Below are 13,572 nucleotides of genomic sequence, written 5' to 3' on the forward strand. Positions count from 1 at the left end.
GCATGTGGGGGTTGTGGTACCGACGGACGACGTACTCGTCGCCGGGCTGCGAACCGGGGACGAGGAGACGTTCGCGTGCCTGCTGAACGGCTGGTCGGGCTCGATGCTGCGGCTGGCCCGCTCGTTCGTGTCCACCACGGCCAGCGCCGAGGAAGTCGTCCAGGACACCTGGCTGGCCGTGTTCGAGGGAATCGGGCGCTTCGAGGGCCGCTCCTCGCTGCGGACCTGGGTGTACCGGATCCTCGTCAACATCGCGCGCAAACGGGCGACCCGGGAACAGCGGACGGTGCCGTGGACCAGCCTGGTCCCGGACCACGTGCCGACGGTCGATCCACAGCGGTTCCGGGGGCCGGGCGACCAGTACCCGGGCGGTTGGCGGGCGTTCCCGGACCGCTGGCCGACCACCGAGAGCGAGGTCCTCGCGCACGAGGTCCGTTCGACCGTGGCCGCGGCGGTCGAGAGCCTGCCGATCCGGCAGCAGGTGGTGCTGACGTTGCGAGACATCGACGGATACGGCGCCGAGGACGTATGCGCGTTGCTGGACATCTCCATGGTCAATCAGCGGGTCCTGCTGCACCGCGCACGGGCGGCCGTGCGCGGGCACCTCGAGCGTTACTTCACAGGGGTTGACGCATGACGTGCGCAGAGGTGGTCGAGCTTGTCACCGCGTACCTCGACGGCGCACTCGATCCCGAGACGGAGCAGCGGTTCGTGGAGCATCTGGCGCTCTGCGACGGCTGCGAGATCTACGTCGAGCAGATCCGGCGTACTGCCGCCGAGGTCGGGCAGGTCGAGCCCGAGGACTTGTCCGCGGAGACCCGCGACCGGCTGCTGGCGGCGTTCCGCAGCTTCCGCGCTGACCTGTAACGCCCGGCCGCGTCGACGGCACTGAATCGGTATGCCGGACGTTGAGTTCACCAACCTGTTCGCGGTCGCTCTGATCGCGTTGCTGGCCCCGCTGCTGCTCGGGCTCGCCCCGCGGCTCCGGGTGCCGGCCGTCGTACTGGAGATCGTCGCCGGGATCGTGGTCGGCCCGCACGGTCTCGGACTGGTCGACGTGGACCTGCCGCTGCAGATCGTTTCGCTGCTGGGGCTGGGCTTCCTGCTGTTCCTGGCCGGCCTGGAGATCGACGTCCACCGGTTACGCGGGCAGGTGCTGCGGCTGGCCGTTCTGGGGTATGTGGTGACGTTGCTGCTCGGTGGGCTGGTCGGCTTCGGGTTCTCCGCGGTCGGGTGGGTGCAGAGCGCACTCCTGCTTGCCGTGACGTTGTCAGCTACCTCCTTGGGTCTGGTCGTGCCAGTGCTCAAGGACGCAGGCAAAGCCGAGGGCAGCGTCGGGCAGTTCACCATCGCCGCCGCATCGGTCGCCGACTTCGCCGCCGTACTGCTGCTGTCCCTGGTGTTCTCGACCGAAGGTGGCAGTGCCGGTGAGCGGCTGGTGATGGTTGGTCTGTTCGCCCTGCTCGTGGTCGTCACCGGTCTGGTCGTCACGACCGCCGGACGGTCGCAGCGACTCGGCGGGGTGCTGCTTCGGCTGCAGGACACCACGGCGGAGATCCGGGTGCGAGCTGCTGTGGTGCTGTTGGTCGCTTTTGTTGCGCTGGCGGAGCAGTTCGGGCTGGAGACGATCCTGGGCGCGTTCCTCGCCGGTGCGGTGGTCGGGATGGTCGACCGGGACGCCACCTCGCACCCACGTTTCCGGGTCAAGCTGGATGCCTTGGGCTACGGGTTCCTGATCCCGGTGTTCTTCGTGACGAGCGGGCTCCGGCTCGATCTGCGCGGCCTGCTCGACGACCCGGCGGCGCTCGTCCGCGTACCGCTGTTCCTGCTAGCACTGCTAGCGGTTCGCGGAGTACCGGCGTACCTCGCGGTGCGGACGCTGGGAGCTCGCGCGACGGCAGCGACCGCGCTGCTGCAGGCGACGTCGCTCCCCTTCATCGTGACCGCGACGCAGATCGGCGTGGCGACCGGTCTGATGACCCCGATCACCGCCGCCGCTCTCGTCTGCGCCGGGCTCCTGTCGGTACTGCTCTTCCCGGCTGTCGCACTGGTCCTGCTCAGGCAGCCCGCCGCCGACCGATCCGACCGAGCAGCACGGCAGCCACCATCGAGACGATGATTGAGGTGTACGTCGCGCCGAGCCAGCCGGGGACGGGCTGATCGTTGAAGATCGCCTGCTGGATCTTCGTCCAGAACGGGGACCAGCCGGAAACGGTGCCTGGGTTCACCAACTGGTAGGCGACGAAGCCGATCAGCCACGCGGCGGTCGGTTGCCAGCGGAACTTCGCCGTACCGGAGACGTCCCACTTCATCTTGCTGACCACGAAGAAGTCCGCGATCGCGACCGCGAACAGCGGGATGAAGACCGAGCCGATCAGGTACAGGAACTGGGTGTAGTTGCCCAGGTCGATGAACAGCGCAATACCGGTGGCGAGGGCGCCGATCGCGATCGAGATCCACCGCCGGTCGATGTGGCCGATCAGGTTGTGGGCGGCCATCGTCGTCGAGTAGACGTTCGCGTACGCCTCGTCGACCTCGTCCACCAGCAGGACCAGCAGGGCGATCGCACCGGCCGGCAGCGTGACCAGTGCGGTGATCACGTCGTCGCTGTTGGTCCCCAGTGTCGCCACAGCGACGACACCGAGTGCGTAGTACCCGATCGCCGCCAGGCCGTAGCCGAGTGCGGAGCCGCTGAACGCGGCCTTGTTGGTCCGCGAGTGCCGCGTGTAGTCCGCGGCCAGTGGCGCGAACGACACGACGCCCGCCGCGGCCAGGTCGACCGCCGGCCAGAACCCGAACACGCTGTCCTGCGGCAAGGCGTGCACCGGCTTGCTGAGCACCTGCACGAACAGGTACACGGATGCGAGCAGCACCAGCCAGACCATGAACTTCCGCAGGATCCGCACGCTGCCGAGCGGCCGGACCGCCATCGCGGTCGCGATGATTCCGGCGAGTACGACGAACAACCAGCGCCACCGCTCACTCGTGACCGCGACCGCGGCCTGCGAGATCACGATGATCTCCATCGTCGCCCAGCCGACGTTCTGCGCGATGTTCAGGACGGTCGGCGCGATCGAGCCACGGCGGCCGAACAGACCGCGCAGGCTCGCCATCGCGGGCGCACCCGTCTGCGAGCCGAACACGGCCGCTCCGCCGAGCACCAGCGCACCGATGCCACAGCCGACGACCACCGCGAGCAGTCCTTGCCACAGCGAGCCGGTGTACGCCGCCACGAGCGCACCGGTCACCGGACCGAACAGCGAGATACCGAAGTTGCCCCAGAGCGTGAACTGGTCGAAGAAGCCGAGCGTGCGCGGCGCATCGGTGGTGAGGACGAGCGGCGCCTCGGTGGTACCGGCAGGACGAACAGCTGTATCGGTCATGAGTGACCCCACTCCCTACGCCGGCATTACCCGGTCAGGTTCAGGCGGTCGGCGACCCAGCTGTCGCCCTCTCAGCCCGCGCATCCTCGGTGCGAGCTCCCGCTTAGGTATGTGTTGCTGAGTTTAACTCGTCAGCTAGTTTCCGGGAGAGCGGCTGCTCGTTCTATGAGAGCGGCCAGCTCCGGGCCGTTCGTCACGACCGGCATGTGGGCCCCGGAGTCCAGCGTGCGGGCCTCGCCGTGGCTGAGTTCGGCGAGTCGCTCGACCCATTCCGCCGTACACAACAGGTCGTGCCTGCCGCGGACCAGAACCACCGGCGCCTGGACGTGCGGCATCACGGCGGCCAGGTCGTGGTGCCTTGACGCTTCGCCGGCACGGGCGATCGACGGCAGCGTCGTACGGGCGTATTGCGGACTGATCCGGACCAGCTTCGGTGCGTCCGGGATCGCGGAGCCGACCAACCGGACCGCACGGTCGACCCAGCTCGACAGCCGGACGTCGCCGGTCGGTGCGGCGAGTACGAGCGCGTGGGCGAGCTCCGGGTAGCGGATCGCCGTCTCGACGACGATCTGACAACTCGCCGAGTGGCCGACCAGGACGGACCGCTCGCGGATCTTCTCCGCCAGCCTCACCGCGAGGGCACGGGGATGCAGGTCCTCACGGCTGCCCGCCGGTTCGCCGTACCCGGGCAGCGTGACCACGTGGTACGGCGTGACGAGGTGCTCGACCGTCCGCGCGTACGACTCCGGGCCGAGGCCCAGGCCGGGCACAAGAACGACAGGTGCGTTCACTCCCACGGAGCCTTGGCCGGGGCGCCCTTGACGACCGGGTTCGATACGTCAGGCTTGAGCTCGCGGTACCCGAGCAGGAGGCCGACAGCGAGGATCAGCAGGCCGAAACCACCCCAGCCGTACGCCGTGGGCAGCCGGTGCACCGCGCCGTCGCTGGCACCGAGACCTGTGGACAGCACCATGATCAGCCAGACCAGGATCGGGACGAAGGAGACCGCGACCAGGAGCAGACCGGCCAGCTCAGCCGGGTCCAGCCGGCCACCGGTCTTGCGGCGGGCCAGCACGTCGCGGACCCACATCACGAGCGCGCCGGTGCCGACAACCACGAGCAGCAGCTGGCCGATCGCGTCGAGCACGTCAGTACGGAGCGGGTGGTTGAGTGGTGAGCCCGGTGCCTGTGAGATCTCCCGGAGCGCGACGCGCTGGACGGAGACGACCAGCAGCCCGTAGATCGCGGCGATGAACGCGGCCAGGCCGACAACCCTCGCGGCACGTGGGTCACGCTCGTGCCGCTCGCGGCCGTATGTCGGGAGCTCATGCGGCTCAGGACTCGCGGGAGCGCCGTACGGTGCACCGGGGCGGTAGGCCGGAGGCTGGTGGTACGCCGGGTTGCCCTGCGCAGGTGGCTGACTTTCGTAGGGCTGGGGCTGCGCGTAGGGGAACTGCTCCGGCGGAGCAGGCGGGCCGCCGTACGCGCCACCGCCGTACGGCGTGGGTGGCGCGTAGTGATGCTCCTCGTCGGGTGCCTGCTGCTTGTCGGGCTGATCGTCCCTGCCGTACGTCGGGAAGTCCTGTGACGACATCGTGTACTCCCTCCCGTCGTACCCAGTTTCTCAGGTGGCCTTGATCGTCGGCCAGGCGTTCGGCAGGCAGCCGGCCAGCCCCTTGGTCTGCTGCATCATCACCGGCGCGGGGGTCTTCGGGGTCGTGCAGGTCGAGTGCCCGTGGCCGAGCGCGTGCCCGACCTCGTGGTTGACCAGGTAGCTGCGGTACAGGTCGACCTTCCCGTTGTACGCCGGGATCGCGTACAGCCACCGCTTCGCGTTCAGCACGACACGGTCCTCGACCCGGCAGGAGACCTCACCGCCGGTGTCGAGCGGCAGACAGAGCTTGTCCGTCAGGGTCGGCGTGGCCAGGATGATCCGGAGGTCGGCGTCGACGCGGTCCGTCCGCTCGAAACTCACCGGGTGCACCGCCTGCCAGCCGCGCGGGTCCGTCAGGGTCTTGTGGATGGCCGCCGCGACCGCGGCACCGTTCACCGACACGCCCTGCTCGATCTCCACCCGGTACGTCATCTTGTCGCGGACACCGGTCGCCTTGTTGGACCCAGGCACCACCGCGAGCTTCCCGGTCGACACCAGGACGTTCGGCTTCGCACCCTTCGGCTTCCGCGTCAGCGTCGGTGCCGGCCGCAACGGAGTGGTGAATTTCTGCGTCGGCGTCGCCACCGGAACCGGCGTCGTTCGCGGCGTCACCGAAGCCACCGGCTCCTCCTGCGCAACCTCGTTGACCCCCGCAACGGCCTGCGCCGCCAAGCTGTTCCGATGCGCAACATCCGGATGCGCCACCACCACAGTCCCGAGCACCGCCAACGCGGTCACCACAAGCCACTGCCCCTTGTAAGACTTCCGCCGACTGTGCCGCCCACCCCGGCGCCGCCCAGACGTGTGTCCGCGCTGGCCGCTCCGCCGGGTGGTCATGACACGTGACCCTACCGATACCTGCCAAGGCACGAAACCCCGGTTGTGTTAAGCCGTCCTCGTCCGCAGGAATTTTCCGAAGTGGGGGACGGTGAAGGCTACGGTGCCGCGTTCGGCGGAGAAGACCAGGCCTTTTTTGATCAGGCCGTCGCGGGCTGGGGAGAGGGATTGGGGTTTGCGGTTGAGGGTGCTGGCTACCTCGGCGGTGGGGACGGAGCCGTCGTCGACGCCGATGCCCAGTTCGGCCATGGCGCGCATGTACTCGCGTTCGGCGGGGGTGGCTCGTTCGTAGCGGGAGCCGAAGAAGCCCACGGTCAGTTCGGCGGACGCTTCGGGGCCTGCGACGGCGACGTCCTTGATGGTGATGGGTGAGGTCGGCGCGTGGTCCCAGGTGGAGTGCGCGAACGCCTGCACGAAGTACGGGTACCCGTCCGTCTGCGCGTACAGCTCGTCGAGCGCCTCCTCGTCGTACTGCACGCCTTCGCTCTCCGCCGGCACCATCAGCGCGCGGTCGCACGCCTCGCGCGCCAGACGGTCCACCCGGATGTAGCGGAACAGCCGCTCGGAGTACGACTTCGAGGCCGACAGTACGGCGGGCAGATGCGGCAGGCCCGCTCCGACGACGACCAGCGGCGCGCTCTGCTGCGAGATCTCGTGACATGCGGCGCACAGCGCGGACAGGTCGTCCGCACTGATGTCCTGCATCTCGTCGATGAACAGCCCGACCCCGACGGTCAGGTCACCGGCCAGGTCCGCGGCGTCGGTGAACAGCTCGATCAGATCCATCTCCAGGTCACCGGAGTCGGCCCGGCCCTTCGCGGCGGCCACGTCCACCGGCGGATGCCAGCGGATGCCCTTCCGGTCATTGGCCGCAGTACGCAGCGCGAAGGCCTTCAGTACGGCGCTGAACTGGTCGACCTTCTCGTCGTCGCGGTGCCGGTGTCCCAGCTCCCGCATCGCCGTGTGCAGCGCCTGCGCGATCGGCAACCGGATGCTCTGGTCCGGTCGCGCCTCGATCTTCCCGGTGCCCCAGGCCCGCTTGATCGCCTGCGAACGCAGTGTGTTGAGCAGCACCGTCTTACCGACGCCCCGGAGTCCGCTGAGCACCAGGCTCCGCTCGGGTCTGCCTGCCGCGACCCGTTCGAGCACCACCTCGAACTGCCGCACCTCGGTGTCGCGTCCGGCCAGCTCAGGCGGCCGCTGACCGGCGCCGGGCGCATAGGGATTCCGGATCGGATCCATGCTTTCACTGTATGAGGCCGTCTAGCGTTATCCGTAGATTGACCGATCAACGACGAGAGCGTGTCGCGACAGGTCTCTACAGCTTTCTAGTGAAATCACTAGAAACCGATAGACACCACGAGCGACCCCGAGGCCACTATGGTTCCCGCATGGTGGAGTGGGTTCCGCGGGCCGGCGCCTTGTACGAGCGGGTGCATCAGCAGTACGTCGGCGGCGCGCGCAAGCTCGAGGCGCTGATCAACGAGCTGATCGGCGAAGAGGAAGGCATCAACTACCTGACCGCGACCGCGCGGGCCAAGGACCCCGAGTCGTTCCTCGCGAAGGCGTCGAAACCGCATCCCGACGACCCCTCCAGACCGAAGTACGACGACCCGCTGAACCAGATCACCGACCTGGTCGCGGCCCGGGTCATCACGTTCCTGGTCGAGGCGGTGGACCGGGTCTGCGAGGTGATCGAGGAAGAGTTCGAGATCGTCGAGCACACCGACATGGGCGCGCACACCCGGGCGCAGGGCGTCTTCGGGTACGCCAGCAAGCACTACCTCGTCCGGCTGAACGAGCACCGCCGCGAGCTGCCGGAGTACGCCGTACTGAAGAACCTGGTGATGGAGATCCAGGTCCGGACGGCGGTCCAGCACGCGTGGGCCGAGTTCGAGCACGACATCCGGTACAAGCTGGACATCCCGCCGGACCGCAAGCCCGAGTTCGACCGGCGATTCCTGCTGGCGGCGGCGTTGATGGAGCTGGCCGACAACGAGTTCACCGAGATCGACCGGCTGTACCGCGAGCTCGCCGCGACCGCTGAGGACAAGGCGCCGCTGGATCTCACCACGGCCACGCTGACGACGTACCTGACCCGCCGCTACCCGGATGCGCCGCACGCGAAGACCACGCACTACGCCTGGATCCTGGGCGTCCTGCACCGCCTCGGCATCGACACGGAGGAGCAGCTCACCGAACTGCTCAGAGGCATCGACAGCGAAGCAGTACAGGCAGCCATGACACACCGAGCCCCAGCCGGCACGGTACGGCGCCTCGACGACGACCTGCTTGCAGCCAAGGGCCCTGCCTACCTGGAACTGTTCCCCGACGAGGAACGCCGCCAGAAGATCCTCCGCGGCCGCCTGAAGGCACTGGTCCGGGCCGAGATCATCCAGCCCTGACGAGGTCCTCCGCCGTACGACGTGCCCACCGGGATGTCGTGATCAGTCCCAGAACCAGTACCAGCGCTCCGCAGCCCGCGATGATGTACCAGCAGAGCTTGGCAGCGCTGACGAAACCTGTCTCGAAGGAGCCGACCAGGCGCGCGGTGAGGACGGTACCGGCGACAGCGACTCCCAGTGAGGCGCCGACTTGGCGGCTGGTGGAGGCGATGGCCGCTGCGACGCCTGCCTGTGCTCGCGGCATGCCGGAGACGGCTGCGTTGGTAATAGGTGCATTCAGCACGCCGAAGCCGAGTCCGAAGACCAGGTACGAGATCAGCAGGTACACGGTCGCAGTAGTAGTGGTCAGGAACGACAGCAGTATCCCAGACAGAGTCAGCATGCTGCCCGCCACCACTAGCGGCACCCGAGGACCTCTGTGGCCCACCAGCCAGCCTGACACCGGCGCGAACACCACGGTCATCGCAGCCATCGGCAGCGTGAGCAGACCGGCATGTAGTGCGGTGAAACCACGCACCGACTGCAGGTAGAGCGAGTTGAGGAACAGGAACGCCGACAACGCCGAGAACCCGCACACCGCGATCAGCGTGGCACCGGAGAACGGTGCGCTTCGGAAGAACCTGGGCTCGAGCAGCGGCTGCTCTCGACGGCGTTCGTAGTACACGAGCGTCACCAGTGCCAGCACGCACACCACGAAGCACCCGATGATCAGCGGCGACCCCCACCCGGCAGAGCGGCCCTCGATGATCCCGTACGTCAGACCGCCCAGCAGCAGTACGACGAGCACCTGCCCGACCGGGTCCATCCGCCGCGGTACGGCGGCCCGCGACTCGGGTACGAACAAGGCAGTCATCAGTACGGCGGCGACCGCGACCGGCACGTTGATCCAGAAGATGAACCGCCACCCGGCCGTGTCCACGAGCGACCCGCCGACGACCGGGCCGACGGCCATGCTCAGCCCGACCACACCGCCCCACACCCCGATCGCCTGCGCACGCTCGCGCGGATCCGTGAAGGTGTTGGTGATGATCGACATCGCCACCGGGTTCAGCATCGACCCGCCGACTGCCTGCAGCACCCGGAACGCGATCAGCAGGTCGACACTCGACGCGACTCCGCACAGCAACGACCCGATCCCGAAGAGCACCAGCCCGACCTGGAACGTCCGCCGCCGCCCGACGCGGTCCGCGGTCGAGCCGGACACCATCAGCAGACTGGCCAGCACCAGCGTGTAGGCGTCGATCGTCCACTGCAGCTTCGCGACCGAGGCCCCGAACTCGGACCGGATCGCCGGGAGCGCCAGGTTCACGATCGTCGAGTCCAGCCCGACGATGAACAGGCTGGAGCAACAGATCGCCAGCACCAGCAGCCGCCGCCTGCGCGTCAGCTCCTCCACCCGGCTCCCTCCGTCCGTTGAATACTGTACTACCTGGGCCTGGAAACGGTTCCCGGGTGTCCGCGAAAACGGTTTGACGGACTGTCGGCGGGGCCGCCTAGGCTTGTTCTATTCGCCTGGTCAGGTGCCTTCTTTCAACCCTTCTATGCCTCTTTGTGAGACGTCATGTCTTTGCGCCTCATCCCATTCGCCGATCCGGGTGTGCCGGACACTCGATCCGGCGTCCGACTCATCCTCTGGCTGGAGCACCAGCAGCTGCGCGGGCAGGCCCTCGCGGTGTTCTGGGGTCTCGTCTACTTCGGCGGCATCGCGGCCGCTCCGGTCGCCGTCGGTCTCGCCGTTCAGGCGGCGATCGACCTGTCCTGGCCCAAGCTGATGCTGGCCGGTGCCCTCCTGCTCGCGTTCGGTGCGGCCAAGGCCGGCGCCGACTCGTACTTCCACAAAGCCGTCGTGACCAACTGGATCAGTACGGCGTCCCGCCTGCAGCAGCTGCTCTTCCGCAAGGCCGCGGAGCTGGGCTCGCTGCTGACCCGCCGGATCGCCGCCGGTGAAGTCGTGGCCGTGAGCAGCGGCGACGTCGAGAAGATCGGCTGGTTCGTCGAGGTCCTCGGCCGGTTCGTGGCCGCGCTGCTGACCTGTTTCGCGGTCGTGATCGGTCTGCTGCTGTACGAGCCGCAGCTCGGTCTGGTGGTCGCGATCGCCGTCCCTGTGCTCGCGTTCTCGATCGTCCCGCTGATGGGTCCCGCGGAGCGCCGCGCGGACGCGCAGCGGGCCAAGGGCGGCCGGGCGACCGAGCTGGCCGCCGACACCGTCGCCGGTCTGCGCGTGCTGCGCGGTATCGGCGGTGAGCAGCTGTTCCTCGAGCGGTACCGCGAAGCTTCGCAGGACTACCGGAGCAGTGCGGTCCGCAGTGCCCGGATGTGGTCGCTGATCGCGGCTCTGCAGGTGCTGTTGTTCGGGCTGTTCCTGGTGCTCGTCGTCTGGATGGGCGTCCGGCTGGTGACGTCCGGCCACATCTCGGTCGGCGAGCTGGTCACGACGTACGGCTTCATCACGTTCATGCTGGTGCCGCTGCACACGTTCGAGGAGACCGCGAGCGCGTTCATCTTCTCGAAGGTGTCGGCACGCCGGGCCGCGCGCGTGCTGTCGTTGCGGCGGACCGACGAGACCAAGGGGACCGCCGAAGCCCAGCTGCCGGAGGGCGACGTGCTCGACCCGGTCACCGGGCTGCATGTCCTCGCCGGAAGCTTCACCGCGGTCGTCTGCGGCAACCCGGACGAGGGCGGTCTGCTGGCCGACCGTCTGGGCGGCCACAGCCCGTCCGCTACCGACGAGGCGTCCGTGCTGCTCGACGGCGTCGCACTGGACGAGATCCCGCTGGAGTCGGCGCGCACCGTCGTACTCGTGCAGGACAAGGACCCGGTGCTGTTGTCGGGGACGGTGCGGGAGCTGTTCGACGTTCCGGCCAGTGGTGCGGTCTCACCGGAGACAGCGCTCGACGCGGCGCAGTGCGAGGACATCCTCGACGTACTGCGGCAGACACTGCCTGCTGGTGAGTCCGACGCGATGAACGCGGTGCTGACCGAGCGCGGCAGGTCTCTGTCCGGCGGCCAGCGGCAGCGGGTGGCGTTGGCGCGCTCGCTGTACGTCGACCCGCAGGTGCTGGTGCTGGACGAGCCGACCAGTGCGGTCGACGCGCACACCGAAGCGCGGATCGCGGACGGTCTGCAGTTGCTGCGGCGCGGCCGGACCACGGTGGTGTTCACGTCCAGTCCGCTGATGCTTGACCGGGCGGAGCGGGTCGTGTTCGTACCGGAGGGCCGTGTGGATGCGGTCGGTACGCACCACGAGCTGCTGCACACCAACGCGCGGTACCGCGCGGTTGTGACCCGTGAAGAAGAGCCGACGTTCGAGGAGTTCGCGTGAAGCGGCCAGAGTACGACCCGGCAGCCCCGCAGGAAGTAGTACGGCTCCCGGTGGCAAGTGGCGCGACCGTCCGTGCCTACATCAAGGAGCTGTTCCACCGGCACCGGCGCCAGTTCCTGTGGCTGACACTCGTGAACGCGGTGGCGGCGCTGAGCGGCATGGTCGGTCCGTGGCTGCTCGGCAACGTGGTGCAGAAGCTGTCCGAGGGCCACACCGACGTGGACCTGCCGTACGTCGTGATCGGCTTCGTCATCGCGCTCGCGGTGCAGACGGTGTTCGTGCGGCTGACCCGCCTGCGCGGCGCGGTGCTCGGCGAGGAGATGCTCGCGGATCTGCGCGAGGACTTCCTGGTCCGTGCGGTCGGGCTGCCGCCGGGCGTGCTGGAGCGCGCCGGGACCGGTGACCTGCTGTCCCGGATCACCACGGACATCGACCGGCTGTCGCACGCGATGCGGGACGCCGTACCGCAGCTGACGATCGCGATCATCTGGGCGTCGCTGCTGATCGGCGCGCTGATCGTGACCGCGCCGGCGCTGGCGGTGGCCGTGGTGATCGCGGCGCCGATCCTAATCATCGGCGGCCGGTGGTACTTCCGCCGTGCACCCGCCGGGTACCGGTCGGAGGCGGCCGGGTACGCCGCGGTCGCCTCGGCGCTGGCCGAGACGGTCGACGCCGGCCGCACCGTCGAGTCGCACCGGCTCGGTGGCCGCCGGATCGCCGTGGGCGACACCCGGATCGGTCAGTGGGTCGCCTGGGAGCGGTACACGCTGTACCTGCGGATGGTGCTGTTCCCGGTGATCAACATGACCCACACGGTCGCGTTGGCCGCCGTACTGGTCATCGGTGGCGGTTTCGCGATCCAGGGCTGGCTGACGGTCGGTGCGCTGACCACAGGTGCGCTGTACATCCAGATGCTCGTCGAGCCGGTCAACATGATGATCCGCTGGTACGACGAGCTGCAGGTGGCGCAGGTGTCGCTGGCGCGGCTGGTCGGCGTCCGTGAGGTGGAGACGGCCGCGACGACGAGCGACGACGAGCCGGACGGGCGGACGGTGCTGGCCGACGACGTGCGGTTCGGGTACCTGGAGGGCCGCGACGTACTGCACGGAGTCACGCTGACGGTCGAGCCAGGTGCTCGTGTGGCGCTTGTCGGGCCGTCCGGTGCCGGTAAGTCGACGCTGGGCCGTTTGCTGGCCGGCATCTACTCACCACGCGTCGGCGACATCACCTTGGGTGGAGCGGCGCTGGACCGGATGTCAGCCGAGCAGGTCCGTAGTCACGTTGCCCTGGTCAACCAAGAGCACCACGTGTTCGTGGGCAGCGTGCGGGACAACCTGCGGCTGGCCAAGCAGGACGCGTCCGACGCGGACCTGTGGGCGGCACTGCGGTCGGTGGACGCCGACGGCTGGGTCGCCGGCTTCGACAACGGGCTGGACACGGAGGTGGGCTCCGGTGGGGTCTCGCTGACGCCGGCCCAGGCACAGCAGGTTGCACTGGCGCGTCTGGTCCTCGCTGACCCGCACACGCTGGTCCTGGACGAGGCGACCTCGTTGATGGACCCGCGCGCGGCGAGGCACCTGGAGCGGTCGCTGGCGACCGTACTGGAGGGCCGGACCGTAGTGGCGATCGCACACCGCCTGCACACCGCGCACGACGCCGACGTGATCGCTGTAGTCGAGGACGGCAAGATCGTCGAACTAGGCGGCCACGACGACCTCGTCGACGCCCAGGGCCCCTACGCCGCCCTCTGGCACTCCTGGCACGGCGACCGCTGACCCAATCGCTTACGTCCGAAGGAACGTGGGCTGTAGCCCGCAGACCTTCGGACGTAAGCGCCCCTGGTGGAGTGCGAGGATGAAGGGGTGTTGCTGACGACGCTCTTTTCTTTGCCCACCGCCATGGCTCTGGACGTTGATGACGAGGGGCGGATGCTGGTTTTGTACGACGGCACCGGGACTCGGCAGGTCAACG

12 protein-coding genes and 1 riboswitch are annotated in these 13,572 nt (G+C 68.5%); of the genes, 6 read left to right on the forward strand and 6 right to left on the reverse strand.

The annotated features are described in order from the left end of the window. Positions 1 to 4 precede the first annotated feature (4 nt). Genes E0H92_RS01055 through E0H92_RS01065 form a run of 3 tightly spaced genes read left to right on the forward strand, consistent with a single transcriptional unit; the run spans position 5 to position 2,119 of the window. Positions 5 to 637, forward strand: a complete 633-nt coding sequence (locus E0H92_RS01055) for an RNA polymerase sigma factor (protein ID WP_238173258.1) — start codon at positions 5 to 7, stop codon at positions 635 to 637. Further along, positions 634 to 867, forward strand: coding sequence for an anti-sigma factor family protein (locus E0H92_RS01060; protein WP_131495083.1), 234 nt, complete (start codon positions 634 to 636; stop codon positions 865 to 867). The genes E0H92_RS01055 and E0H92_RS01060 overlap by 4 nt, the downstream gene beginning before the upstream one ends. A 31-nt stretch (positions 868 to 898) precedes the next feature. Beyond that, entirely contained in the window at positions 899 to 2,119 is a 1,221-nt protein-coding gene (locus E0H92_RS01065; RefSeq protein ID WP_131495084.1) for a cation:proton antiporter, read from the forward strand. Here E0H92_RS01065 and E0H92_RS01070 read toward each other — a convergent pair. The 5 genes from E0H92_RS01070 to E0H92_RS01090 form a co-directional block, all read right to left on the reverse strand. Then, positions 2,058 to 3,383: a purine-cytosine permease family protein gene (locus E0H92_RS01070; RefSeq protein WP_131466884.1), complete on the reverse strand. Its 1,326-nt coding sequence runs from the start codon at positions 3,381 to 3,383 to the stop codon at positions 2,058 to 2,060. The two genes, E0H92_RS01065 and E0H92_RS01070, sit on opposite strands and share 62 nt — an antisense overlap. Next, positions 3,379 to 3,496: riboswitch (TPP riboswitch) on the reverse strand. It overlaps the preceding gene by 5 nt. 18 nt (positions 3,497 to 3,514) lie before the next feature. Next, positions 3,515 to 4,174, reverse strand: a complete 660-nt coding sequence (locus E0H92_RS01075; RefSeq protein WP_131495085.1) for an alpha/beta fold hydrolase — start codon at positions 4,172 to 4,174, stop codon at positions 3,515 to 3,517. Beyond that, positions 4,171 to 4,977 (reverse strand): hypothetical protein, encoded by an 807-nt coding sequence (locus tag E0H92_RS01080; protein WP_131495086.1) that lies wholly within the window; start codon positions 4,975 to 4,977, stop codon positions 4,171 to 4,173. The genes E0H92_RS01075 and E0H92_RS01080 overlap by 4 nt, the downstream gene beginning before the upstream one ends. Before the next feature lie 30 nt (positions 4,978 to 5,007). Continuing rightward, the gene (locus E0H92_RS01085; RefSeq protein ID WP_238153304.1) at positions 5,008 to 5,778 is read right to left on the reverse strand and encodes a DUF3152 domain-containing protein; all 771 of its coding nucleotides are present in this window, start codon (positions 5,776 to 5,778) and stop codon (positions 5,008 to 5,010) included. A 144-nt stretch (positions 5,779 to 5,922) separates the two neighbouring features. Continuing rightward, positions 5,923 to 7,116: an ATP-binding protein gene (locus tag E0H92_RS01090; RefSeq protein ID WP_131284802.1), complete on the reverse strand. Its 1,194-nt coding sequence runs from the start codon at positions 7,114 to 7,116 to the stop codon at positions 5,923 to 5,925. Positions 7,117 to 7,265: 149 nt separating this feature from the next. Here E0H92_RS01090 and E0H92_RS01095 point away from each other — a divergent pair, with 149 nt between their 5' ends. Beyond that, positions 7,266 to 8,279 carry a GTP pyrophosphokinase gene (locus tag E0H92_RS01095; protein ID WP_131495087.1) on the forward strand — a complete coding sequence of 338 codons (1,014 nt, stop codon included), beginning with the start codon at positions 7,266 to 7,268 and terminating at the stop codon, positions 8,277 to 8,279. On the opposite strand, the gene E0H92_RS01100 is transcribed toward E0H92_RS01095, so the two are convergent. Continuing rightward, positions 8,266 to 9,675 (reverse strand): MFS transporter, encoded by a 1,410-nt coding sequence (locus E0H92_RS01100; protein ID WP_131466889.1) that lies wholly within the window; start codon positions 9,673 to 9,675, stop codon positions 8,266 to 8,268. The genes E0H92_RS01095 and E0H92_RS01100 overlap by 14 nt on opposite strands. Positions 9,676 to 9,840: 165 nt before the next feature. Here E0H92_RS01100 and E0H92_RS01105 point away from each other — a divergent pair, with 165 nt between their 5' ends. Both E0H92_RS01105 and E0H92_RS01110 read left to right on the forward strand, forming a co-directional pair. Beyond that, positions 9,841 to 11,601, forward strand: coding sequence for an ABC transporter transmembrane domain-containing protein (locus tag E0H92_RS01105; RefSeq protein WP_131495088.1), 1,761 nt, complete (start codon positions 9,841 to 9,843; stop codon positions 11,599 to 11,601). Then, positions 11,598 to 13,376, forward strand: coding sequence for an ABC transporter ATP-binding protein (locus E0H92_RS01110; RefSeq protein WP_131466891.1), 1,779 nt, complete (start codon positions 11,598 to 11,600; stop codon positions 13,374 to 13,376). The genes E0H92_RS01105 and E0H92_RS01110 overlap by 4 nt, the downstream gene beginning before the upstream one ends. The last annotated feature ends 196 nt before the right edge of the window (positions 13,377 to 13,572 follow it).

The sequence above is a fragment of the Kribbella speibonae genome (assembly GCF_004331375.1).
In the GTDB taxonomy this organism is placed as follows: Bacteria; Actinomycetota; Actinomycetes; order Propionibacteriales; family Kribbellaceae; genus Kribbella; species Kribbella sindirgiensis.

Coding starts and splice junctions, on each gene's coding strand:
- E0H92_RS01105 (WP_131495088.1), top strand. CDS start 9,841: ATGTCTTTGCGCCTCATCCCATTCGCCGATCCGGGTGTGCCGGACACT.
- E0H92_RS01095 (WP_131495087.1), top strand. CDS start 7,266: ATGGTGGAGTGGGTTCCGCGGGCCGGCGCCTTGTACGAGCGGGTGCAT.
- E0H92_RS01065 (WP_131495084.1), top strand. CDS start 899: ATGCCGGACGTTGAGTTCACCAACCTGTTCGCGGTCGCTCTGATCGCG.
- E0H92_RS01090 (WP_131284802.1), bottom strand. CDS start 7,116: ATGGATCCGATCCGGAATCCCTATGCGCCCGGCGCCGGTCAGCGGCCG.
- E0H92_RS01060 (WP_131495083.1), top strand. CDS start 634: ATGACGTGCGCAGAGGTGGTCGAGCTTGTCACCGCGTACCTCGACGGC.
- E0H92_RS01080 (WP_131495086.1), bottom strand. CDS start 4,977: ATGTCGTCACAGGACTTCCCGACGTACGGCAGGGACGATCAGCCCGAC.
- E0H92_RS01070 (WP_131466884.1), bottom strand. CDS start 3,383: ATGACCGATACAGCTGTTCGTCCTGCCGGTACCACCGAGGCGCCGCTC.